This is a genomic window from Mycobacterium sp., assembly GCF_035570115.1.
In the GTDB taxonomy this organism is placed as follows: domain Bacteria; phylum Actinomycetota; class Actinomycetes; order Mycobacteriales; family Mycobacteriaceae; genus Mycobacterium.
In genome coordinates this window covers 35,373-58,032 of sequence record NZ_DATMLH010000295.1, presented here as the reverse complement: position 1 = coordinate 58,032, position 22,660 = coordinate 35,373, and the positions used below count along the sequence as shown (strand labels likewise).

25 protein-coding genes are annotated in these 22,660 nt (G+C 64.2%); 19 read left to right on the top strand and 6 right to left on the bottom strand.

The features are described 5' to 3' along the window. Nucleotides 1-53: 53 nt before the first annotated feature. Nucleotides 54-383: an antibiotic biosynthesis monooxygenase family protein gene (locus VNW74_RS28355; protein ID WP_325683061.1), complete on the bottom strand. Its 330-nt coding sequence runs from the start codon at nucleotides 381-383 to the stop codon at nucleotides 54-56. Nucleotides 384-440: 57 nt separating this feature from the next. Here VNW74_RS28355 and VNW74_RS28350 point away from each other — a divergent pair, with 57 nt between their 5' ends. Beyond that, nucleotides 441-875, top strand: coding sequence for a MarR family winged helix-turn-helix transcriptional regulator (locus tag VNW74_RS28350; protein ID WP_325683059.1), 435 nt, complete (start codon nucleotides 441-443; stop codon nucleotides 873-875). 16 nt (nucleotides 876-891) lie between these two features. Here the strand turns inward: VNW74_RS28350 and VNW74_RS28345 are convergent, their stop codons facing one another. Continuing rightward, the gene (locus VNW74_RS28345; RefSeq protein WP_325683057.1) at nucleotides 892-1,566 is read right to left on the bottom strand and encodes a TetR family transcriptional regulator; all 675 of its coding nucleotides are present in this window, start codon (nucleotides 1,564-1,566) and stop codon (nucleotides 892-894) included. A gap of 69 nt (nucleotides 1,567-1,635) precedes the next feature. Between VNW74_RS28345 and VNW74_RS28340 the strand changes: the two genes are divergently transcribed. Together VNW74_RS28340 and VNW74_RS28335 are read left to right on the top strand one after the other, a co-directional pair. After that, nucleotides 1,636-2,700 (top strand): ferredoxin reductase, encoded by a 1,065-nt coding sequence (locus VNW74_RS28340; RefSeq protein WP_325683056.1) that lies wholly within the window; start codon nucleotides 1,636-1,638, stop codon nucleotides 2,698-2,700. A 17-nt stretch (nucleotides 2,701-2,717) separates the two neighbouring features. After that, nucleotides 2,718-3,824 (top strand): acyl-CoA desaturase, encoded by a 1,107-nt coding sequence (locus VNW74_RS28335; RefSeq protein ID WP_325683054.1) that lies wholly within the window; start codon nucleotides 2,718-2,720, stop codon nucleotides 3,822-3,824. Between the two features lie 32 nt (nucleotides 3,825-3,856). On the opposite strand, the gene VNW74_RS28330 is transcribed toward VNW74_RS28335, so the two are convergent. Next, nucleotides 3,857-4,321, bottom strand: coding sequence for a hypothetical protein (locus VNW74_RS28330; protein WP_325683052.1), 465 nt, complete (start codon nucleotides 4,319-4,321; stop codon nucleotides 3,857-3,859). Between the two features lie 52 nt (nucleotides 4,322-4,373). On the opposite strand from VNW74_RS28330, the gene VNW74_RS28325 reads away from it, so the two are divergent. Then, on the top strand, nucleotides 4,374-5,258 hold the full coding sequence (locus VNW74_RS28325) for an alpha/beta hydrolase (RefSeq protein WP_325683050.1): 885 nt from the start codon (nucleotides 4,374-4,376) through the stop codon (nucleotides 5,256-5,258). A gap of 7 nt (nucleotides 5,259-5,265) precedes the next feature. On the opposite strand, the gene VNW74_RS28320 is transcribed toward VNW74_RS28325, so the two are convergent. After that, on the bottom strand, nucleotides 5,266-5,883 hold the full coding sequence (locus VNW74_RS28320; RefSeq protein WP_325683048.1) for a helix-turn-helix domain-containing protein: 618 nt from the start codon (nucleotides 5,881-5,883) through the stop codon (nucleotides 5,266-5,268). A gap of 118 nt (nucleotides 5,884-6,001) precedes the next feature. Between VNW74_RS28320 and VNW74_RS28315 the strand changes: the two genes are divergently transcribed. Both VNW74_RS28315 and VNW74_RS28310 read left to right on the top strand, forming a co-directional pair. Then, a complete protein-coding gene (locus tag VNW74_RS28315) occupies nucleotides 6,002-7,330 on the top strand; it encodes a cytochrome P450 (protein ID WP_325683046.1) in 1,329 nt (442 codons plus the stop codon). 11 nt (nucleotides 7,331-7,341) lie between these two features. Next, a complete protein-coding gene (locus VNW74_RS28310) occupies nucleotides 7,342-7,812 on the top strand; it encodes a YiiD C-terminal domain-containing protein (RefSeq protein WP_325683044.1) in 471 nt (156 codons plus the stop codon). On the opposite strand, the gene msrA is transcribed toward VNW74_RS28310, so the two are convergent. Then, nucleotides 7,809-8,324 carry a peptide-methionine (S)-S-oxide reductase MsrA gene (msrA, locus tag VNW74_RS28305; RefSeq protein ID WP_325683042.1) on the bottom strand — a complete coding sequence of 172 codons (516 nt, stop codon included), beginning with the start codon at nucleotides 8,322-8,324 and terminating at the stop codon, nucleotides 7,809-7,811. The two genes, VNW74_RS28310 and msrA, sit on opposite strands and share 4 nt — an antisense overlap. Nucleotides 8,325-8,427: 103 nt before the next feature. On the opposite strand from msrA, the gene VNW74_RS28300 reads away from it, so the two are divergent. The 12 genes from VNW74_RS28300 to VNW74_RS28245 all read left to right on the top strand — a co-directional run bounded on the left by VNW74_RS28300 (nucleotide 8,428) and on the right by VNW74_RS28245 (nucleotide 21,235). Further along, nucleotides 8,428-8,931, top strand: coding sequence for a nuclear transport factor 2 family protein (locus VNW74_RS28300; RefSeq protein ID WP_325683040.1), 504 nt, complete (start codon nucleotides 8,428-8,430; stop codon nucleotides 8,929-8,931). Beyond that, the gene (locus VNW74_RS28295; RefSeq protein ID WP_325683038.1) at nucleotides 8,928-9,959 is read left to right on the top strand and encodes an NAD-dependent epimerase/dehydratase family protein; all 1,032 of its coding nucleotides are present in this window, start codon (nucleotides 8,928-8,930) and stop codon (nucleotides 9,957-9,959) included. The genes VNW74_RS28300 and VNW74_RS28295 overlap by 4 nt, the downstream gene beginning before the upstream one ends. A gap of 221 nt (nucleotides 9,960-10,180) precedes the next feature. Continuing rightward, nucleotides 10,181-10,897 (top strand): MlaE family ABC transporter permease, encoded by a 717-nt coding sequence (locus VNW74_RS28290; protein WP_414686810.1) that lies wholly within the window; start codon nucleotides 10,181-10,183, stop codon nucleotides 10,895-10,897. 1 nt (nucleotide 10,898) lies between these two features. Continuing rightward, a complete protein-coding gene (locus tag VNW74_RS28285) occupies nucleotides 10,899-11,768 on the top strand; it encodes an ABC transporter permease (RefSeq protein WP_325683034.1) in 870 nt (289 codons plus the stop codon). 7 nt (nucleotides 11,769-11,775) lie between these two features. After that, on the top strand, nucleotides 11,776-13,002 hold the full coding sequence (locus VNW74_RS28280) for an MCE family protein (RefSeq protein WP_325683032.1): 1,227 nt from the start codon (nucleotides 11,776-11,778) through the stop codon (nucleotides 13,000-13,002). Beyond that, the gene (locus VNW74_RS28275) at nucleotides 12,999-14,039 is read left to right on the top strand and encodes a virulence factor Mce family protein (protein ID WP_325683029.1); all 1,041 of its coding nucleotides are present in this window, start codon (nucleotides 12,999-13,001) and stop codon (nucleotides 14,037-14,039) included. Before VNW74_RS28280 ends, VNW74_RS28275 begins: the two co-directional genes overlap by 4 nt. Then, nucleotides 14,036-15,580 (top strand): MCE family protein, encoded by a 1,545-nt coding sequence (locus VNW74_RS28270; protein ID WP_325683027.1) that lies wholly within the window; start codon nucleotides 14,036-14,038, stop codon nucleotides 15,578-15,580. The genes VNW74_RS28275 and VNW74_RS28270 overlap by 4 nt, the downstream gene beginning before the upstream one ends. A gap of 6 nt (nucleotides 15,581-15,586) precedes the next feature. After that, on the top strand, nucleotides 15,587-17,119 hold the full coding sequence (locus VNW74_RS28265) for a virulence factor Mce family protein (RefSeq protein ID WP_325683025.1): 1,533 nt from the start codon (nucleotides 15,587-15,589) through the stop codon (nucleotides 17,117-17,119). Nucleotides 17,120-17,235: 116 nt separating this feature from the next. Further along, nucleotides 17,236-18,369: a virulence factor Mce family protein gene (locus VNW74_RS28260; protein ID WP_325683023.1), complete on the top strand. Its 1,134-nt coding sequence runs from the start codon at nucleotides 17,236-17,238 to the stop codon at nucleotides 18,367-18,369. Nucleotides 18,370-18,372: 3 nt separating this feature from the next. Beyond that, on the top strand, nucleotides 18,373-19,920 hold the full coding sequence (locus tag VNW74_RS28255; RefSeq protein WP_325683021.1) for an MlaD family protein: 1,548 nt from the start codon (nucleotides 18,373-18,375) through the stop codon (nucleotides 19,918-19,920). A 45-nt stretch (nucleotides 19,921-19,965) separates the two neighbouring features. After that, nucleotides 19,966-20,781 (top strand): class I SAM-dependent methyltransferase, encoded by an 816-nt coding sequence (locus tag VNW74_RS28250; protein WP_325683081.1) that lies wholly within the window; start codon nucleotides 19,966-19,968, stop codon nucleotides 20,779-20,781. Between the two features lie 73 nt (nucleotides 20,782-20,854). After that, nucleotides 20,855-21,235, top strand: a complete 381-nt coding sequence (locus VNW74_RS28245; RefSeq protein WP_325683019.1) for a DUF427 domain-containing protein — start codon at nucleotides 20,855-20,857, stop codon at nucleotides 21,233-21,235. Here the strand turns inward: VNW74_RS28245 and VNW74_RS28240 are convergent. Beyond that, a complete protein-coding gene (locus VNW74_RS28240; protein ID WP_325683079.1) occupies nucleotides 21,232-21,588 on the bottom strand; it encodes a nuclear transport factor 2 family protein in 357 nt (118 codons plus the stop codon). The two genes, VNW74_RS28245 and VNW74_RS28240, sit on opposite strands and share 4 nt — an antisense overlap. A 149-nt stretch (nucleotides 21,589-21,737) precedes the next feature. Here VNW74_RS28240 and VNW74_RS28235 point away from each other — a divergent pair, with 149 nt between their 5' ends. Further along, complete coding sequence (locus VNW74_RS28235; RefSeq protein ID WP_414686809.1) at nucleotides 21,738-22,649, top strand: DNA-3-methyladenine glycosylase family protein; 912 nt, start codon at nucleotides 21,738-21,740, stop codon at nucleotides 22,647-22,649. The last annotated feature ends 11 nt before the right edge of the window (nucleotides 22,650-22,660 follow it).

Here is a 22,660-nt window from a genome sequence, read left to right as displayed (position 1 = left end):
CCGCCGAGCAGATCGCGCATTCTGGTGCCCATTGCACCATCATGGCCCCCCGGCTAGGCCGACGCGGTGTGCACTGACTCGACGGTATACAGGTGGGGGTCGTAGCCGTTCGCCAGTTCGGCACACAGCGCCATGTGTTGCAGGGCCGTGCTGTTCTGCCGCATCGCCTGAAGCGCGTCGGCACTGCGCCATTGCGCGTAGTTGACGACGCGGGTGCCGTCGGTGCTGAGGTGAATGTTCGCCGAGATGAACCCGTCGATGTGCTGCATCACTTCCTCGGTGGCTGCGGTCAACAGGTCGGTGAGTTGTCGCGCCCGCTCGGGTTCCACGGTGAAGACGTTGATCAGCGTCGCGTGGTCGGCGTGTTCGGTGATGACGGTCATGGCTCCTCCAATGTCAGGTTCCTTACTTAAGCCTAGCACTGATGTAAGGTTCCTGTCATGCAATGGTCCGAGAGGGAACGTTCGGTCGGTTATCTGGTCAAGCGGGTCCAGCAAGGGCTGCGACGGCGATGCGACGCCGCGCTGAAGCCGACCGGGCTGTCGATGGCGCAGTACGCGGCGCTGCGTGCGCTCGCCGAACATCCGGATGCCTCGGCCGCCGAACTGGCGCGGTTGTGCTTCGTGACGCGACAGTCCTTGCAGGACCTGCTGACCGGATTGCGCACGGCGGGTCTAGTCGAGACCGTCGACGCTCCGCCGCGCGGCAGAGCGCGGTCGTTGCGTCTGACCCGCCGGGGATCGCGACAACTCAACGCCGCCGATGACGCCGTGTTCGGAGTCGAAGCGGTAATGCTGCAGGGCATTTCGGCCAGTGCGCGGCGAAGCGTTGCCGAGGCTCTGACCAATTGCGCTGAGAACCTGGAGCGCTCGTAATCCGTGCCCGAGCCGACTACGGGCTACTGCGCCAGCCGTTGATGCCGATCACGATCATCCGCAGCTGCTTGACCGCGGTCCGCCGGATCTCCTCGAGCGCCTCCGCGCCCTGGGCGTCCTCGAGCGCCTCGGCGACGACGATCATCGAGTTGACGAACAGGGTCGCGAGCACGTTGAGATCTTCGGTGCTCCACGCATTCAGCCCCGGGAAGCGGGCCAGGTCGGTGGCCAGCTCCGAGGTGAGCAGTCGGAACTCGGTGCGGATGGCATAGCGCAACACGGTGACGCCGCTGGAGCGTTCGCGCCCGATGAAGCGCCAATGCTCGCGACGCTCGGTGACGCTGGCGACGACGATCTCGACGGACGACTCGATCACGCGGTTCGGGTCGAGCTTGCCGGCGCGGGCGCCGCGCAGCATGTCGCGCAAGATTCGAAACGACTCGTCGATCAGGACCAGCCCGAGGGCCTCCATCGATTCGAAGTGACGGTAGAACGCGCCCGGCACGATTCCGGCCTCGCGGGTCACCTCACGCAGGCTCAGACCGCTGAAACTGCGGTCGTCCAGCAGTTTGAGCGCGGCGGCGACGATGGCCCGGCGGGTCGCCTCTTTGCGCTCCTCACGGGACGGTCCTTCGCGGCTACGCCCCCGGCCCGACCGGTGCGGGCGTGTGCTAGGAGGACGATCGTTCACTGTGTGAACGCTATCACAGACCTGCGGAAACCCTTGACGAGCTGCACCATGTGCGTGCACGGTATACATATGTTCACTCAAGACTTGAAGAAGCGGGTACTGGGTTCCGACCTGGTCGGCCTGCTTACCGGCCCGCACGGCGTCGACCGGTACACCGAACTGCTGGCCCCCACCTGGACGCGCGGCGAGGGCCGCGCGAAAGTCGTGGATGTGCGGCGGACCACCCCGCGCAGCGTCACCCTGGTGCTGGCGCCCAACGACGCGTTCGCCGACACCGGTCGCACACTGCGTGCGGGACAGTACGTCAACCTCGCCGTCGAGATCGACGGCCGTCGGCACACCCGCTGCTACTCACCTGCCAATGCCGAGGGCGCCTCGCATCTCGAGCTGACGATCGGACAGCACGACGGCGGGCTGGTCTCGACATTTCTGTACGAGCGAGCCCGGCGAGGGATGGTGGTCGGGCTTGCCGGCGTCGGCGGCGACTTCGTCTTGCCACCGCAACGACCCCACCGGATTCTGTTCGTCTCCGGTGGTAGTGGCATCACGCCCGTCATGGCGATGCTGCGCACGCTGCTCGACGAAGGCCACACCGGCGAAATCGCGTTCGTGCATTACGCGCGCAACCCGGCCGAGGCCTGCTACCGCGACGAGCTCGTCGATATGACGCGTGTGCGGGTGCTGCATGGCTATACCCGCTCAGCCGGCGGCGAGCTCGAGGGCCGATTCGGGCCCAAACACCTGGCGGCGGCGATGCCGTCACCGGATGCCGTATTCGTCTGCGGCCCTGCGGCTTTAGTCGACACCGTCCGAGAGCACTGCCAGAACGTGTACGCGGAGAGCTTCGTGGCCCCGACGCCCGCGCTGCCCGCGGAACCGTCGGGCGGTCGAGTGACGTTCGCGGACAGCGGCATTGAGGTGGTTGACGACGGGCGCTCACTGCTCGAGCAAGCCGAATCGGCTGGCCTTACCCCGGCGAGCGGATGCCGGATGGGCATCTGCCATACCTGCACGCGCCGCAAAGCCTGCGGCGTCGTGCGCAACCTGACCACCGGCGCGGTGTCGACCGCACCCGACGAGGACGTGCAGATCTGTGTGTCCATTCCCGTCGGTGACGTCGACATCGCCCTCTAGAGAAGCTGGAGAACTTCATGTCACAGCCCAAGATTGCCCTGACGCCCGAGCAGGCCGATGCGTTCGGCCGTGAACTCGACGCCATCAAGGAACGCGTGATGGCCGATCTCGGCCAGCGCGACGCCGACTACATCCGTCGCGTCATCAAGACGCAGCGCGCACTCGAAGTGAGTGGCCGCGCCCTGCTGTTCGCCGGGATCCTGCCGCCGGCCTGGCTCGCGGGCACCGCGATGCTCGGAGTGGCAAAGATCCTCGACAACATGGAGATCGGCCATAACATCATGCACGGGCAGTACGACTGGATGCGTGACCCAAACATCCGCGGCGGCGACTTCGAATGGGACACCGCGTGCCCGGCCGATCAATGGCGGCACTCGCACAACTACATGCACCACACCTACACCAACATCGTGGGTATGGACCGCGACATCGGCTACGGCATCCTGCGGATGAGTGAGGATCAGCCATGGAAACCATACTTCCTTGGCAACCCGGTCTACGCGTTCCTGCTGATGGTGCTCTTCCAGTATGGGGTCGCGCTGCACGAACTGGAAACCGAACGCATCCGCGCAGGCGAAATCCGGTTGGTCGACAAACGCGAAGTCCTGCAAGGTATTTGGCGAAAAACCCGCAGGCAGATGCTGAAGGACTACGTCGCCTTCCCGCTGCTGGCCGGCCCGTTCGCCCCGTTCGTGTTCGCCGGCAACCTGTCGGCCAATCTGATCCGCAACGTCTGGTCGTACATGATCATCTTCTGCGGCCACTTCCCGGATGGCACACAGGAATTCACCGTCGAAGAGACTCAAGACGAGTCACGTGGGATGTGGTATTTCCGCCAGATTCTCGGTTCGGCGAACTTGACTGGCGGCAAGCTGTTCCACTTGCTGTCCGGTAACTTGTCGCACCAGATCGAACACCACCTCTTCCCGGACATGCCGGCCCGCCGCTACGCGGAGATCGCCCCGGAGGTGCAGGAGATCTGCCGGCGCTACGGCATTCCGTACAACTCGGGCTCGCTGCCGGAACAGTTCGCCACCGTCGTGCGCAAGATCGTGAAACTGGCGCTCCCGCCGAAGGGTCGCGGCATCGAGTCGAAGCGCGCTGATCAGCGGGTCGCCGCCTGAATGCACCGAGTGGCTATGAGCTGGGGAGATCATCACCCCAGCTCGTAGGACTCCTTCGACACTCGGAAGAAGTGCCCGGTGCTGACGTCGGTGCATTTCACGGCGGCCTGCTCGCTCTTGCAGGCGATCACACCCGCTGAAACCGGTTGGTCGTAATTCACCGGATCGGAGGCCGCCAAGGTGCCTGGACTGTAGCCCACAATCGGCAACTGGCCCCGCATGAGAACGACGGTGCTGGTGGCGTCGGCCCGACCCCCTGGGGGCGGCCGCGGTGGCACCCAGCTCTGGTTAACGATGTCGCACTGCACGAAATTCTTACCGAACCCGAGTTTGTCTGTTGGAGGGTAGTTGACCAGGTTGCAGGAGATATCTCCCGACGGCGACTGGAACTGCTCGGAGTAGGGGTTGGCCTGCGCGCTTCCTGCCAAGCCCATCGCTGCCGCGCCGACTATCGCGCACCCCCCCGCAACCATTCCGATTTTGCGGTGAATGACCACTCTTTGTGTATATCCCCGACCAGTTTCGCATCCGTTGCTAAATTGTCACGCCATGGTTACCCTCCCCTCACTCGATGGCGTCGAGCATAAATTCATCGATGTGGGCGGAGGCGTCACGATTCACGTCGCCGACGCCGGACCCGCCGACGGGCCGCCGGTAATGCTGGTGCACGGCTTTCCGGAAAACTGGTGGGAGTGGCACGAGCTGATCGGCCCGCTGGCCGCCGACGGCTACCGGGTACTGTGCCCCGACCTGCGCGGCGCGGGGTGGAGTTCGGCGCCGCGCTCGCGCTATCTGAAGAACGAGATGGCCGACGACCTGGCGGCCGTGCTGGATCGGCTGGACGTCGGGCCGGTGAAGCTGGTGGCCCACGACTGGGGTGGGCCGGTCGCGTTCATCATGATGCTGCGGCATCCGGCGAAGGTGACCGGGTTCTTCGGACTCAATACCGCGGCGCCCTACGTGCAGCGCGATCTCTCATCGGTCCGCAACATCTGGCGGTTCTGGTATCAGATCCCGATGTTGCTGCCGGTGATCGGGCCGCGCCTGATCGCAGATCCCAAGGCCCGCTACTTCAAGATGCTGGCGTCGTGGGTCGGCGGCGGATTCATCGTGCCCGAGGACGACGTCCGTATGTACGTCGAGTGCATGCGCCAGCCCGGCCACGCGGTGGCCGGATCGCGGTGGTATCGCACCTTTCAGAGCACGGAGATGCTGCGCTGGCTGCGGGGCGAATTCGACGACGTTCCCGTCGAGGTCCCGGTCCGCTGGCTGAGTGGCACCCAAGATCCGGTGCTCATACCGGATCTCCTGGGCGGATATGCCGAGCACATAAGCGATTTCGAGGTCGAGCTGGTCGACGGTGTCGGGCATTGGATCGTCGAGCAGCGCCCCGATCTGGTGCTGGACCGGCTGCGCGCCTTCCTGAAGATTTGAGCTGGTTCTAGCGCCGATACCCAAGCAGTGCAACGGAGGCATGCACGGCGGGCTCGACGATTTCGCGCATGCTGTGCCCGTCCTCGACGGCGAGTGCGGTCAGTTCCCGCAGGCCGCCCACCAGAATCACCGCCGAGGGTCGCGTCAATGGCGGCAGTCCGGCCTGTTGAAACCCCGTGCTGCCGCTGAGGTTGACCAACAGACTGGTCAACAGCTGCAGGCCGCGACGCTGGAACGGTCGGGCCGCCGCGTCCAGAGACGGCATTTCGCGGATCCAACTCAAGGTGATAGCCGGTCGGGCTTCGATGTGGCCGACGTAGGCTTCCACGGCCTGGCGAATCTGAGCCTGCCAGTCCGCGTCGGGATCGACGGCGTCGCGAATCTCGTTCGCCAGGTTGTCGACATCGACATGCAACAGCTCGAGAAAGCACTGCTCTTTACTCTCGAACTGGTCATAGAACGTCCGCTTGGACGTGCGGGCGTGACGGACGATGTCGGCGACGGTGGAGGCGCGGTATCCGCGCTCGGTTATGGAGGCCGCGAGACCGTCGAGCAGGCGGCGTCGAAACGGGTCGACGTCGGTCGGTTCGACCGAAGCTGCGTCGTCAGCGACGGTTGTCGCCACGTCGCCTCCTTCTGACGGAAACGCCGAATAGCTCTTGCCAGCGCTTGGTACCACAGGGTACCGTACCCGAATAGGCCGTGGTACGGCGCAGTACCATCTCGATATGTTGGGAGCAGCGATGAGCACCATCGACACACCGGCGGCCCCGGCGCCGCCGGCAGTCCGGCTGCCCCCAGCCCCGCGCATCCCAAAAGTCTTTCAGGGCGCGGCATTCGCGATCTCGCGGCGATGGACCGTCCAGCAGATGGCCCGCCGTCACGGCGAGGTGTTCATGCTCACCGTCCCGGTCTATGGCCGGGTCGTGGTGGTGGCGAATCCGCAACTGGCCAAGCAGATTTTCACCACCAGCCCAGACCTGCTCGGCAATATCCGGCCCAACCTGAGCCGGTTATTCGGGTCGGGTTCGGTGTTCGCGCTCGACGGCGACGAACACCGACAGCGACGCCGCCTGCTGGCCCCGCCCTTTCATGGCAAGAGCATCAAGAACTACGAGCGGATCATCGAGGAAGAGACGCTGCGCGAGATCGCTGGCTGGCCCGAAGGCGCGTTATTCGCCACGCTGCCCTCGACGATGCGGATCACGCTCAATGCCATCCTGCGCGCGGTCTTCGGGGCCGAAGGCGCCGAGCTCGATCAACTGCGCCGGATCCTGCCGCCGTGGGTCACCCTGGGCTCAAAGATGGCCCTGCTGCCCAAGCCGCAACGAACCTACGGCCGCTATACCCCGTGGGGCCGAATGGCCGGGTGGCGGCGCCAATACGACGTCATCCTCGACAAGCTCATCGACGCGGAGCGCGCCGATCCGAATTTCGAAGAGCGGACCGATGTACTGGCGCTGATGCTGCGCAGCACCTACGAAGACGGTTCGGCCATGTCGCGCAACGACATCGGCGATGAGCTCCTAACGCTGTTGGCCGCCGGACATGAAACGACAGCTGCCACCCTCGGCTGGGCCTTCGAGCGGATCAGTCGCCACCCTGATGTGCTCGCCGCGCTGGTGGCCGAGGCCGACGCGCAAGGCAGCGAACTGCGACAGGCGACGATCCTCGAGGTGCAGCGCAGCAGAACGGTGATCGATTTGGCCGGCCGCCACGTCTATTCACCCGTGTACGAACTGGGCGAGTGGGCCATTCCCCGTGGGTCGTCGATCCTGGTGGGCATTGAACGCCTGCACGCCAACCCCGACATTTTTGCGGAGCCGGACCGCTTCGATCCGCAGCGCTTCGTCGGCTCCAAGCCGCCCAGCTTCGCCTGGATCCCGTTCGGCGGTGGCTCCCGGCGCTGCGTAGGTGCCGTGTTCGCGAACATGGAGATGGATGTGGTGCTACGAACGGTGTTGCGCCACTTCACTATCGAGACCACGACTGCCCCAGGCGAGAGATGGCATTCCCGGGGCGTTGCCTTTACCCCCAAGGACGGCGGGAAGATTGTGGTCCATCGGCGTTAAGATCGGCGGTCATGACTGTCAGCGATCGTGGGGCCAACCAGCTCGTGGACACCATGAACGGCGCCATAGCAACGACGATTCCGATTGCACACAAGATGGGCCTGAAGGTCGTCGAGGCTCGGCCCGGTTTTGCCGCCACGACCGTCCCGGCCGAAGGCAACGGGAACCATTTCGGGGTCATCTATGCCGGCGTGCTGTTCACCGTGGCCGAAATCCTCGGCGGGATCATTCCGCTGATCACCTTCGACACCACCAAGTACTTTCCGTTGGTCAAGAACCTTGACATCCAATTCGTCTCGATGGCCAAGTCCGACGTCCGTGCGCAAGCCAGCCTCGATGACGAGACGATCGCGCGGATCGAAGCCGAAGCGGCCCAACGAGGTAAGGCCGACTTCACCCTGGAGGCGGTGGTGACCGATGCCGACGGCAAGACGGTCGCCACCACCCGCGGCCTGTATCAGTTACGCGCGCTCGGCGGCTAACGGTCGGCCGCGGCGCGACGCGGCAGCTTCCAGCCGGGCCGGAGGTAATGGCACGTATACCCGCTGGGGTAGCGCTCCAGATAGTCCTGATGCTCGGGCTCGGCCTCCCAGAAGTCGCCGGCGGGGCTGACTTCGGTCACTACCTTGCCGGGCCACAGGCCGGACGCCTCGACGTCGGCGATGGTGTCCAACGCAATGCGCTTCTGCTCCTCGTCGACGTAGAAGATCGCGGAGCGGTAGCTGGTCCCGACGTCGTTGCCCTGTCGGTTCTTGGTGGTCGGATCGTGGATCTGGAAAAAGAATTCCAGCAGCGTACGGAAGTCGGTGCGTGCCGGGTCATAGGTGATCTCGATGGCCTCCGCGTGCGTTCCGTGGTTTCGGTAGGTCGCATGGGGAACGTCACCGCCGGCATAGCCGACCCTGGTCGAAACCACGCCGGGCTGCTTGCGGATCAGGTCCTGCATGCCCCAAAAGCAGCCGCCGGCCAGTATTGCCTTGCTGTAGTCCGTCATTCTTCGCATTATCCCGTCCCGCGGCACGGGCTGCCAGAAGCGCCGGTCGTAGGTTCGGACATTTGCTCGACAAACAGCGATAGAACGTGTTCTAGTTTCTTGCGTGGAGCAGGTTTTTACCCGCGACGAGCTGGCCGCCGCATTCGAGAGTTTCGAGCAGACAGTGGCCCGCGCCGCCGAGACCAGGAGTTGGGATGCCTGGGTGCAGCAGTACACCCCGGACGTCGACTACATCGAGCACGCCGCGGGCACCATGAAGGGCCGCGATCAGGTACTCACCTGGATACGCGAGACGATGTCGACCTTTCCCGGCAGCCATATGACGGCCTTCCCGTCGCTGTGGTCGGTCATCGACGAGCGCACCGGTCGCGTCATCTGCGAGCTGGACAACCCGATGCGCGACCCCGGTGACGGCACCATCATCAGCGCAACGAACATCTCGATCATCACCTACGCGGGCGACGGCCAGTGGTGCCGGCAAGAAGACATCTACAACCCGCTGCGCTTTTTGCGGGCGGCTATCAAGTGGTGCAAGAAAGCGGAGGCGTTGGGCACGCTCGACGAGGATGCCGCGCGGTGGCTGCGTCAATACGGAGGTTCAGCGTGAGCGCACCCAAGCTGGTCATCGGCGCCAACGGATTCTTGGGCTCGCATGTCACCCGCCAACTCGTCGCCGCGGGCGCCGACGTGCGTGCCATGGTGCGCGGAGGCGCCAATACCCGCAGCATCGACGATCTCGAGGTCACCCGATTCCACGGCGACGTCTTCGATACCGCCACCGTGCGGCAAGCGATGGACGGTTGCGACGAGGTGTACTACTGCGTGGTCGACACCCGGGCGTGGCTGCAAGACCCCGCACCGCTGTTTCGCACTAACGTCGAGGGACTGCGCAACGTTCTCGACGTCGCCGTCGAAAAACCAATCGCCGCAAAGCTGCAGCGGTTCGTGTTCACGAGTAGCTATGCGACGGTGGGCCGTCGGCACGGCCACGTGGCAACCGAAGACGACCAGATCGACCGCCGCGGGCTCACCGCCTATGTCGAGTCGAGGGTGCAGGCCGAGGACATGGTACTGCGATACGCATCGGAAAACGGTTTGCCCGCCGTCGCGATGTGCGTCTCGACGACCTACGGCAGCGGTGACTGGGGCCGCACACCGCACGGTGCCTTCATCGCCGGCGCGGTCTTCGGCAAGCTGCCCTTTCTGATGAACGGCATCCAGTTGGAGGTCGTCGGTGTCGACGACGCGGCGAGGGCTTTGCTGCTGGCCGCCGAGCATGGGCGCATCGGTGAGCGGTACCTCATTTCCGAACGGATGATTCCGCTGAAGGAGGTCGTCAAGATCGCGGCCGACGAAGCCGGTGTGCCGCCGCCACGGCGGTCCATCTCGGTGCCGGCGCTCTACGGGCTGGGGGCGCTGGGCAGCCTCAGGGCCCGGTTGACCGGTAAAGATGCCGAACTGAGCCTGGCGTCGGTGCGGATGATGCGGGCCGAAGCCCACGTCGACCACAGCAAGGCCGGACGCGAACTGGGTTGGGAGCCAAGACCGGTCGAGGAGTCCATCCGGGAGGCCGCGCGGTTCTGGGCTGGCCTGAAGAACGCCAGGCAAAACAGTAAGACGGCGCCATCCGAGTGAGCCGGAATCGGGCTTAACTTAACTACACCAGAATCCCCGCGTGTCTTATGTAGCTGAAGTGATTTTTGCTACATAGTGTGACGCATGGTGACTGTGGGTTACCTCATGCGATCGTGTTCCGCGGTGAGGTGGCGGTGACAACGACGGCGCCGGCCCGGCTCACCGACTACGTGCGTGACCAACTGCAGCCTCCGCTGGCGACGATCGGCGGCTTCGCCCATATGTGCGTACTGGCCGGAAAAGCGTTGTTTCGCAAACCGTTTCACTGGCGCGAGTGCATCGTCCAGGCCTGGTTCATCACTAGAGTCGCAATGCTGCCCACCATCGCCGTCTCGATACCGCTGACCGTCCTCATTGTGTTCACGCTCAACACCCTGCTGGCCGCGTTCGGCGCCGCCGACATCTCGGGCGCGGGCGCGGCGCTGGGCGCGGTCACCCAACTGGGGCCGCTGACCACCGTGCTGGTGGTGGCCGGCGCCGGGTCGACCGCCATTTGTGCCGACTTGGGTGCGCGCACCATCCGCGAAGAAATCGACGCGATGGAGGTGCTCGGCATCGACCCCATCCACCGACTGGTGGTGCCGCGGGTGGTGGCGGCGACCGTCGTCGCCACGCTGCTCAACGGCACCGTCATCACCATCGGTTTGGTCGGTGGCTTCATCTTCGGCGTCGGTCTGCAGAACGTATCGGGTGGCGCGTATCTCGCGACGCTGACCCTGGTGACCGGTCTGCCGGAGGTGATCATTGCGACGATCAAGGCCGCGATATTTGGAACGATCGCCGGCCTAGTGGGCTGCTACCGCGGACTGACGACAAAGGGCGGTCCCAAAGGAGTGGGCGTCGCCGTCAACGAGACGTTGGTGTTGTGCGTGCTCGCCCTGTTCGCGGTCAACGTGGTGCTGACCACCATCGGCGTGCGGTTCGGGACGGGCCGCTGACATGTCGACCGCTGCCGTCGTGCGCGCGCGCTTTCCACGCGCCGTCGCGAACTTCAACCATTACGCCGGCGGCTCCATCCGGGCGTTCAACAAGGCCGGGCACCTCACCAGGTTCGCCGTCGTGGGCGGCTGGTCGATCGGGTGGGCGCTGCGGCACTACCGCAGGGAGACGCTGCGCCTGATCGCCCAGATCGGCATGGGCACCGGTGCGATGGCCGTCGTCGGCGGCACCGCCGCGATCGTCGGTTTCGTGACGCTGTCCGGCGGCTCACTGATCGCCATCCAGGGCTTCGCATCGCTGGGCAACATCGGCGTCGAGGCGTTCACCGGATTCTTCGCCGCGTTGGCCAACGTCCGGGTGGTTACCGCCGTGGTGACCGGCGTTGCGCTGGCGGCCACCGTCGGTGCCGGCGCGACGGCCGAGTTGGGGGCCATGCGGATCAGCGAGGAGATCGATGCGCTCGAGGTGATGGGCATCAAGTCGGTCGCGTTCCTGGTGTCAACCCGGCTGATGGCGGGACTGGTCGTCGTCGTTCCGCTGTACGCGATGGCGCTCGTGATGTCCTTCGTGTCGGGACAGGTTGTCACCACACTCTTTTACGGCCAGTCGGTCGGCACCTACGAGCACTACTTTCAAACGTTCCTGCGCACCGAGGACGTGTTCTGGTCGGGAGCGGAGGTCATCGTCATGGCGGTGATCGTGATGATCACCCACTGCTATTACGGATATAACGCCAGCGGTGGCCCGGTCGGTGTGGGGGAGGCCGTCGGCCGATCGATGCGCTTCTCGTTGGTGTCAACGGTGATCGTCGTCTTGCTGACGTCGCTCGCGCTCTACGGCGTCGACCCGAACTTCAACCTCACGGTGTAAGCCGGCGATGACGATCCCAGTGAAAAAGAAGAAGGACCGCAAGCCCCGAACCTGGCCGGATACCTTGGCGGCGGTGGGGCTGTTTCTGGCTTGCGCGCTGGTGCTTGCGTTGATATACGGACAGTTTCGCGGCGACTTCACCGCCAAGACTCGGTTGACGATGCTGGCATCCCGTGCCGGTCTGGTGATGGATCGGGGTTCGAAGGTCACCTACAACGGCGTGAGCATCGGTCGGGTAGCCGGTATTTCCGAGGTCGAGCATCATGGCAAGCCGGCGGCCAAGTTCGCGCTCGATGTCGATCCAAAGTACGTCGACTTCATTCCGGCCAACGTGGTCGCGAAAATCCAGGCGACCACGGTGTTCGGCAACAAGTATGTGTCGTTCACCTCTCCGAAAGACCCTTCGTCGCAGCCGATCACACCCGCAACAGTGATTGACGCGACATCGATCACAACGGAGTTCAATACGGTGTTCCAGACACTCATAGAGCTTTCGCAGAGCATCGACCCGGTCAAGGTGAACCTCACGCTGAGCGCGGCGGCGCAGGCGTTAAGCGGGTTGGGTGAAAAGTTCGGTCAGTCGATCGTCAACGGCAACAGGATCCTCGACGACCTGAATCCACAAATGCCGACGATCCGCCATGACATCCAGCAGCTTGCGGCCCTCGGCGATGTCTATGCCAACGCCGCACCGGATCTCTTTGACGCGCTTAAGAATGCGGTGACCACAGCACGCACGCTCAACAGGCATCAGGCCGAACTGGATGCTGCGTTGTTGGCCGCGTCCGGCTTCGCCAACACCGGGGAAGACATTTTCACCCGCAGCAAGCCGTATTTGATCCGCCTTCTCGCCGACCTATCGCCGACCACACACCTACTCGACACCTACAGCCCGGAAGTGTTCTGCACCTTCCGAAACTTGGCCGAACTTGCCCCCAGAGTCGCGTTTCTGGAGAGCGGCAACCATTACGCGGCCCAGCTCGGCGTCGCGATTGCCGGAACGGAGAACCCGTACGTGTACCCGGACAATTTGCCGCGGGTGAACGGACGGGGCGGACCCGGCGGCGCGCCAGGTTGCTGGCAGCCGATCACCCGTGATCTGTGGCCGGCGCCGTATCTGGTGATGGACTCCGGCAACAGCATTGCGCCGTACAACCATTTCGAGCTCAGCCAGCCCCTCGCCAGCGAATACGTGTGGGGGCGCCAGTACGGGGAGAACACGATCAACCCATGAGAATCACCGGTACGGTCATCCGGCTCGCAGCTGTCGCATCCGTGCAGTTGTTATTCACCGCAATCATCGTCGTGGTTTTCGGTCAGGTGCGCTTCGACCGGACCAACACCTATTCCGCGGAGTTCACCAACGCCAGCGGCTTACGTGCCGGTCAGTTCGTCCGTGCGTCAGGTGTGGAAGTCGGCAAGGTCAAAAAGGTAGACCTGGCCGAGGGCGACAAGCGAATACGTGTCGATTTCTCCGTCGACCGCGCGGTACAGCTGTATCAGTCGACGACCGCGGAGATCCGCTATCAGGATCTCATCGGTAACCGGTATCTGGAACTCGGCCGAGGAACCGGGAAGGGCGCCGAAAGTGCTTTACCTCCAGGCGGATTCATTCCCCTCTCCCGCACCGAGCCAGCCCTGGACCTCGACGCGCTCATCGGTGGCTTCAAGCCGCTGTTTCGCGCCCTGGATCCGCAGAAAGTCAACTCAATCGCCTCATCGATCATCACCGTCTTCCAGGGGGAGGGCGGCACCATCAGCGACATCCTGGACCAGACCGCGCAGCTCACCGACCGCTTGGCCGAAAGCGACCAGGCGATCGGTGAGGTTATTACCAACCTGAACACCGTGCTGGACACCACGGTTCGGCATCGAAAACAGTTCGACGAGACGATCGATAAATTCGAGGTACTCATCACCGGGTTGAAAGACCGAGCCGCTCCCCTCGCGGCAGGGACCGCGCATATCAGCGATGCGGCGGGAACAGTGGCCGACCTGCTGGCCGACAACCGGGCCCTGCTGCACGACACGGTCGGTCGCTTGGAGACAGTCACCGGGCCGCTGGTCGAGCAACGCGACAGGCTCGGCGACATGTTGGGACAGCTGCCCGCCGCGTTCAACATCGTCGGACGCGCCAGCGGCATCTACGGCGACTTTTTCAACTTCTATCTCTGCGACCTTGCCCTCAAGGTCAACGGGCTTCAGCCGGGCGGGCCGGTTCGTTCGGTCAAGCTGTGGGCGCAGCCGTCAGGTAGGTGCACGCTGCAATGAGAACGCTGCAACCTGCCAACCGGGTGCGTGTCGGAGCCTTGGCCATCGCTGTGGTGGTGCTTGTTGTCGGTGTGGGACAGAGCTTTAGCAGCCTGCCGATGTTGTTCGCCACCGCGAGCTACTACGCCCAGTTCAGCGACTCCGGCGGATTGAGCAAAGGCGACAAGGTACGCATCCTCGGCATGGACGTCGGCACGGTGCAAGACCTCAAGATCGACGGGGACCACGTCACGATGAAGTTTTCGACCGGCACGCGCACCATCGGTACCGACAGCAGGCTGGCGATCCGCACCGACACACTGCTGGGCAAGAAGGTGCTCGAGATCGAGCCACGAGGTAGCCGGCCACTGCGACCGGGCGCGGTATTGGCGTTGGGTCAGAGCACCACTCCCTATCAGATCTACGACGCGTTCTTCGACGTCACCAAAGCCGCCTCGGGCTGGAACATCGACACCGTCAAGAAATCGCTGAATGTGTTGTCGCAGACCATCAACCAAACTTACCCGCACCTGAGCGCGGCCCTCGATGGGGTGGCCAAGTTCTCCGACACCCTCGGCAAGCGCGACGAGCAATTGAAACATCTGCTCGCGGAGGCCAGGAAGGTGGCGGGGGTCCTCGGTGACCGCAGTAAACAGATCAACGCGCTGCTGCGGAACACCCAGGAGTTGCTGGCCGCATTCAACGAGCGTGGACGAGCCATTGACGCACTATTGGCCAACGTGTCGGCCTTTTCCGTCCAGGTGCAGGGTCTCATCAAGGACAACCCCAACCTGCATCACCTACTTGAACAACTGCGATCTCTCACCGACATGCTGGTTGCGCACAAGAAAGACCTTGCCGACGTGCTGACCACGCTGCGCAACTACACCGCGGCGTTGAGCGAGGCAGTCGGCTCCGGACCCTACTTCAAGGTGATGGTCGGCAACTTGCTGCCGTACTGGATGCTGCAGCCATGGGTGGACGCGGCGTTCAAGAAGCGCGGGCTCGACCCGGAAAACTTCTGGCGGAGCGCGGGATTGCCCGCATTCCAGTGGCCCGACCCCAACGGCAGACGCCTCCCCAACGGTGCGCCGCCGCCGGCGCCACCGGTGCTGGAAGGCACCCCGGATCACCCGGGGCCGGCCGTGGCGCCCGGATCGCCGTGTTCGTATGCGCCGCCGCCGGAGATGTCACCGCGGCCGGGCAACCCGATGCCCTGTGCGGGCGTCGATCAAGGTCAGGGTCCCTTCGGGCCCAACGGGCCGTATCCGGCGTTGCCCGACGTGCTCTCCTCACCGCCGAATCCCAATGGCCTGCCCCCGACGCCGGGGATCCCGGACGCCGGGCGGCCGGGAATTGCGCCTCCGGACGTTCCGGGCACACCCGTGCCGCTCCCGCCCAACGCGCCACCCGGGGCGCGCCGGGAAGGGTTGCAGCCGGCCGCTCCGACGCCGCCGCCGTCGACCTTCGCGCCCGGACTGCCGCCCGGACCCGCGGCACCGCCGGGCCCCGGCCCACAGCTACCGGCCCCGTTCATCACACCCGGCGGAGATGGGGGGTAACAGTCGATGAGCACGATCTTCGATATCCACAAACTCCAACTGCCGCGCGTATCGCGCATGGCGGTGATCGTCGGATCACTACTACTGGCAGGCGGTCTCGTCGCTGCTCTGGTGGGTGGGCAGCTCTACAAGAAGCTGACCAACAACACTGCCGTGGCCTATTTTCCGGAAACCAACGCGCTTTACGCCGGGGACAAGGTCGTCATCATGGGCATCCGCGTCGGTGCGATTGACAATATCCAACCCGTCGGCGACAAGATGAAGGTCACTTTCCACTATTCCAACAAATACAAGGTGCCCGCCAGCGCGCAAGCGGTGATCCTCAACCCCACACTGGTGGCTTCACGGAGCATTCAGTTGGAGCCACCGTACAAGGGTGGACCGGTGCTGGCCGATAATGCGGTGATCCCCGAAGACCGCACTCAGGTGCCGGTCGAGTGGGATGACCTGCGCAACAACATCACTCACATCATCAACAGTCTCGGCCCGACCAAAGATCAGAAGAAAGGGCCATTCGGCGACGTTATCGAATCCTTCGCCGACGGGCTGGCGGGCAAGGGCAAGCAGATCAACAACACGCTGGACAGCTTGTCGGCCGCACTGACCACCCTGGACGAAGGCCGCGGGGATTTCTTCTCGGTGCTGCACAGCCTCGCGCTGTTCGTCAATGCGCTGCACAGAGACGATCAGCAGTTCGTCGCGCTGAACAAAGACCTGTCCCAAATCACCGACAGGCTTACCAGTTCCGATCACGCAGCGGCCAACGCCATCCAACAAACCGACAGCCTGCTGTCCACCGCGAGCACATTCTTGACCGAGAACCGAGAGGTACTAGCACACGACTTCAACAACCTCGGCGAGACCACCACCGCAATCGTGCAGCCGGAACCACGCGAGGGTTTGGAGACCGGGCTGCACATCCTGCCCAACATGGCCGCCAACGTGCTCGGGATCTATGAGCCGGCCCATGGCAGCTTGACCGGCGTGGCTGCGCTGACCAACTTCGCCAACCCATTGCAGTTCATTTGCAGCGCGATTCAGGCCGGCAGTCGACTCGGCTATCAAGATTCGGCCGAGCTTTGCGCGCAGTACCTGGCACCGATCATGGATGCGTTCAAGTTCAACTATTTCCCCTCCGGTGTGAACTTTTTCAGCTCCGCGGACACATTGCCGAAGAATGTCGCCTACTCGGAGCCGCGCCTGCAGCCGCCGCCCGGCTACAAGGACACCACCGTTCCCGGGATTTTCTCACCGGATACCCCGTGGTCCCATCGCAACTCAGAGCCGGGATGGATTGTTGCGCCGGGCATGCAAGGGGTCAAGGTCCAGCCGGCCACGGCGAACCTGCTGACGCCGGCATCCTTGGCCGAGTTGATGGGCGGCCCAAACATCGCACCGCCACCCCCAGCTCAGAACATGACCGGACCGCCGAATGCCTACGACGAAAACAACCCGCTACCGCCGCCGTGGTATCCGCAACCGCTGCCCTCGCCGACGGCGCCTCCGCCGGCGCCTGGACCGACAGGGCCGGGGCAGTGAGGCGCACGACGAGCGCGGTACGCGCGAGGAGTAAGCCGAACCGACAGCCTGTGAGGCGCACGAGGAGCGCGGTACGCGCGACGGGCAAGCCGAACCGACAACCTCTGATCGGCGCGATGCAGCTGGTTCGCCACAAGGCTTGGCAGGCATTGGCGTTGCTGTCGGCCACGGTGGTGCTGACATCGTGCGGGCACTGGCGGGGTGTTGCCAATGTGCCCTTGCCCGGTGGCCCTGGCAGTGGCAAAGGCTCCTACACCATCTACGTTCAGATGCCCAATTCGCTGGCGCTCAACGGTAATAGCCGGGTGCTGGTGGCCGACGTATTCGTCGGCACCGTCCGCGCGATCAACCTGAAGAACTGGGTCGCCACCCTGACCATCGGCCTGGACAAGGGTGTCAAGCTCCCGAAGAATGCCACCGCCAAGATCGGACAGACCAGCCTATTGGGTTCTCAGCACGTGGAGCTGGCGGCACCACTGAACCCGTCACCACAGCCGCTGAAAAACGGTGACACCATCTCGCTGACAAATTCGTCGGCGTACCCCTCCACCGAGCAGACGCTGGCCAGCCTGGCCATGGTGCTGCGCGGCGGCGGCGTCGCGAATCTCGAGGTGATCCAAAACGAGGTCTATAAGATTCTGGCCGGGCGTGCCCAGCAGATTCGGGATTTTCTCGCCAAGCTGGACACCTTCGCCCGCGAGCTGAACTTGCAGCGCGACGACATCGGCCACACCATCGACTCCACCGATCGGCTGCTGTCCTATGTGAGTAAGCGCACGGACACACTGGACCAGGTCCTGACCGAATTCCCCCCGTTGGTCGAGCATTTCGCCAAGCAGCGCGACCTATTCGCCAACACCGTCGACACGGTGGGGCGGATCAGTAATGTCGTGGATCAGACGTTGTCGGCCGCGAAGGGCGATCTGCATCAGGATTTGAGTCAGCTTCAGCGGCCGCTCACCCAACTCGGCCGTGCCGCGCCGTACGTGGTTGAGGCCTTGAGATTCCTATTGTCACCGCCGTTCACCATCGACAGCGTGCCCAAAATCGTCCGCGGTGACTACATCAATGTCTCCGGCGCATTGGACCTGACACTAAGCGCCGTCGACAATGCAATTTTCACCGGCACAGGGTTTTCCGGAGCCTTGCGCGCACTCGAACAGTCGTGGGGCCGCGACCCCGCAACGATGATTCCCGACATCCGGTTCACGCCGAACCCGGCCGATGCCCCCGTGGAGCGGGGTGAGTAAGCGATGTTGACTCGCTTCATCCGCGCGCAGCTGATGGTGTTCGCTGCGCTGACGGTGACGGCACTGGTTGCATTGGGCTGGTACTACCTGCAGATTCCCAGCCAGCTCGGGGTCGGTCAGTATCGGTTGGTCGCGGAGCTGCCGGCGTCGGGCGGTTTGTATCGCACGTCGAATGTGACCTACCGAGGGATCCAGATCGGCAGGGTCACCAAGGTCGAGCCGACGAAACATGGTGCCCGGGCGACGCTCAGCATCGATAGCCGCTACAAGGTTCCGATCGATGCGTCGGCCAATGTGCATTCGGTGTCGGCGATCGGCGAGCAGTACCTGGACCTGGTGTCGACCGGGAACCCGGGAGAGTTCTTCGCGCCCGGACAGACGATCACCAAGAGCACGGTGCCTAGCGAGATCGGCCCTGCGCTGGACGCCGCCAACCGTGGCCTGTCGGTGCTACCCAAGCGCAAGATCGCCTCGCTGCTGGACGAGACGGCGGAGGCTGTCGGCGGATTGGGACCGGCGTTGTCACGACTCGTCGACTCGACGCAGTCGATCGTCGGCGACTTCCAGGCCAACATCTCCGACGTCGACGACATCATCCAGAACGCCGCTCCGATCTTGAATAGCCAAGTCGACTCGGGAGATTCGATCGAGCGGTGGTCGCACAACCTCGACGTGCTTACCACGCAGATTGCGCAAAACGACCAACATGTGCAGAGCATCCTGTCGAAAGCGGCGCCGACCGCCGATCAAGTCAATGAGGTGTTCAGTGACGTGCGCGAATCCCTGCCACAAACGCTGGCGAACCTCGAGATCCTTGCCGACATGCTCAAGCGCTACAACAAAGGTCTCGAGCAGCTGCTGGTGTTCTTGCCGGAGATCTCCGCGGTTGGGCAGACATTGCTCGCGTCCGCTCCGGGGGCGGTGTTGATGAATCTCAACTTGTCGCTGAACAATCCACCGCCATGTCTGACCGGATTTTTGCCGCCGTCGCAGTGGCGGTCGCCCGCCGACACCAGCATGGCCCCGTTGCCAACCGGAACGTACTGCAAGATCCCGAAAGATACGCCCGCGAACGTGGTGCGCGGTGCCCGCAACTATCCGTGTGTCGACGTCCCTGGCAAGCGTGCGGCGACGCCACGGGAGTGCCGGGACAACAAGCCATACGTTCCCTTGGGCACCAACCCGTGGTACGGCGATCCCAATCAACTGCGAAACTGCCCGGCCCCCGGCGCTCGCTGCGATCAACCCGTCGACCCAGGCAAGGTGATACCGGCGCCCTCGATCAACAACGGCCTCAACCCACTGCCGGCTGATCAGTTGCCGGCGCCACCCCCGCCGGTCAATGATCCGCTGCAGCGGCCCGGATCGGGCACCGTGCAGTGCAATGGGCAACAGCCCAACCCATGTATCTACACGCCGGCGAACTCGACGGCGGTCTACCTTCCGACCAGTGGCGAAGTACTGGGCGCCGATGGCAGGAAATACAGCCTCGAAGAATCACACCATCTCGGCGATGACGGGTGGAAAGACATGCTGGCGCCCGCCGGCTGACGCCCAGCGCGGCGGATTAGCCTCGGGCGAGTGACAACCGAACGGGTGCACGTCGACCTGAGCGGAGCGCCGCAGACGATGCTGGCGACGCTGTACGCGAAGGCGCTGGACGCCGACTTCAAGGAACCGATTCTGGGTGATCGGTTCGCCAAACAGATCGTCGAGCGCATCGACTACGACTGGAAGACGACCACCGTCACCCCGCGCCGGGCGCCGTCGGTAACCACCCGGACCGCACACTTCGACGCCTGGGCCAACCAATTCTTGGCCGCCCATCCGCACGCCGTCGTGTTGCATGTTGGCTGCGGCTTGGACAGTCGGTTCTTTCGGCTGCAGCCGGGTCCGGATGTTGAGTGGTACGACGTCGACTACCCCGAGGTCGCCGCGCTTCGCAACCAGCTCTACCCGGTTGCCGAGCACTATCACGTCGTCGCCGCCTCGGTCACGGATCCGGGTTGGCTGGCCGACATTCCCGCCGACCGGCCTGCGCTGATGCTCGGCGAAGGGCTGACCATGTATCTGACCGAACATGACGGCACGGCGCTGCTGCGCAGGGTGGTAGGGCGTTTCGGCTCGGGTGAGCTGCAGTTCGACGCATTCAATTGGCTCGGGATCAAGGCGCAGCTTCTCAACACGGTGGTGCGCCGCTCGGGATCTACCTTGCGCTGGGCGATCGATGGGCCCGACGACATCGTCGCGGCAGTGCCCGGGGTGCGGCTGGTGGCCTGGCAGCGGTGGTTCGAGTCCGACACGTTCGCGAAGCTGCCGCGCTCCGCCAAGCTGATGGGCAAGGCGATGGCGCTGGTTTCCTCCGTGGCAGATATGTCCCAGTACCACCGGTACGCGTTTGGAACGACCTGACTTCGCCCTGCGACGGGAATCTTGCGCGCCGCACAGTGTTGCACCATCTATTCGCACGTGAGGAGATATGACCATGACCAGTCGGCCTGTTCTGGAGCCCACCACCGAGCATCCGATCACGATTAACCCGACCCAGGCTCGGGTTGTCGTTCGTGTCAACGGCGAGGTCGTCGCGGACACGCACAACGCACTTCAGCTGCAGGAGTCCACTTACCCTGCAGTGCAATACATTCCGTTCGAGGACGTCGTACAAGAGCTGCTCACCCGTACCGACACCAGCACGTACTGCCCGTATAAGGGCGAAGCCGGTTATTACAGTGTGACCACCACCGCCGGTGACACCGTCGACGACGCGATCTGGAGATACGAGCAGGCCTACCCCGCCGTTGCAGCGATCGCCGGTCACGTCGCGTTCTACCCCGACAAGGCAGAGATCACCATCGAGCAGGCTTAGGAATCAGCCGGGCCGAACACCTGCGCGGCCAGCTGCGTGTCGCTGTATTCGCGCAACGAGGTGATGAGGCCGTCGCGGGTCTCGAAGATGAAGACGGCGGGGCTGTCGTAGCGCACTCCGTCGGCGGTTTCGCCGTCGGCCTGTGCCTCGATCACCACGCTTTCGCCGTCGTTGAAGCATCGGATGAAGTCGAGGCTCACCTCGACCCGGCGCTTGCGCCGCTCGACTTCTCGACGCAGCGCCGCCTTGTCGACCGATTCGGGGCTCTGGATGCTCCAGTAGGTGAAGTCGTCGCTCAACAGCCCGAAGCATTCGTCAACGTCTCCGTCATCGGACAGACACTGCAAGAACATCCACGCCAGTTCGGCCTGCGGATCGTCGAACGGGGTGGTCACTCCGTCATCCTGACCCCGAAAACAGTCACCGGTCAAACATGCGCGGCTCCGACCCGAACCTATGATCATCGGCATCAGCAATTGCGGCGTCCGGGCGGGAGCAGGTGGTGGATAGCGCTCGCACGGTGAAGTTCGCGGGCGTGGTCAGCCCCTGGCTCACTCTTTCCCCGCTGCGCCGAGGTCCTCGAGATCCCTGCTATCAGGTCGCTGATGACGGCGCCATCTGGCGAACCAGCCTGTTGCGCAGCGGGTCCGTGACGGCGCGAATCAACCGGGCCGCGCCCGATGCCGTCGAATGCACGGCATGGGGGAGCGGCGCTGAGGAGTTCCTCGACGCTCTCCCGACGATGCTGGGTGCGCAAGACGATTCGTCGGATTTCGTCCCGGCCGACACGACGGTCGCCGCCGCGCATCGGCGAGTGCCGCACCTGCGGCTTGGGTGCACCGGTCAGGTCCTGGAAGCCCTCATCCCGGCGGTCATCGAGCAGCGGGTACCTGGCGCCGATGCGTTCAGGTCCTGGCGCCTACTGGTGACCAAATTCGGCACGCCGCCGCCGGGACCTGCGCCCGCGCGGATGCGGGTGCCGCCGTCGGCGGACGTGTGGCGGCACATCCCGTCGTGGGAATTTCACCGTGCCAACGTCGATCCCGGGCGGGCCCGGACCGTCGTCAGCTGCGCGCAGCGGGCGCCATCGTTGGAACGGCTGGCGTCGTGGCCGGCCGGACAGGCCCGGGAAGCGCTGACGTCGCTCCCTGGAGTCGGAGTGTGGACGGCGGCCGAGACGGCGCAACGTGCGTTCGGCGATCCCGATGCTTTGTCAGTGGGCGATTACCACATATCCAAGATGATCGGGTGGACGCTCTTGGGACGTCCGATCGACGACGCCGAGATGGTCGAGCTGCTCGAGCCGATGCGGCCGCACCGCTACCGGGTGGTCCGGTTGTTGGAGGCCAGCGGACTGGCCTACGAGCCGCGCCGGGGCGCTCGACTGCCGGTTCAGGACATCCGCGCACTGTGACAGGTCTCGCG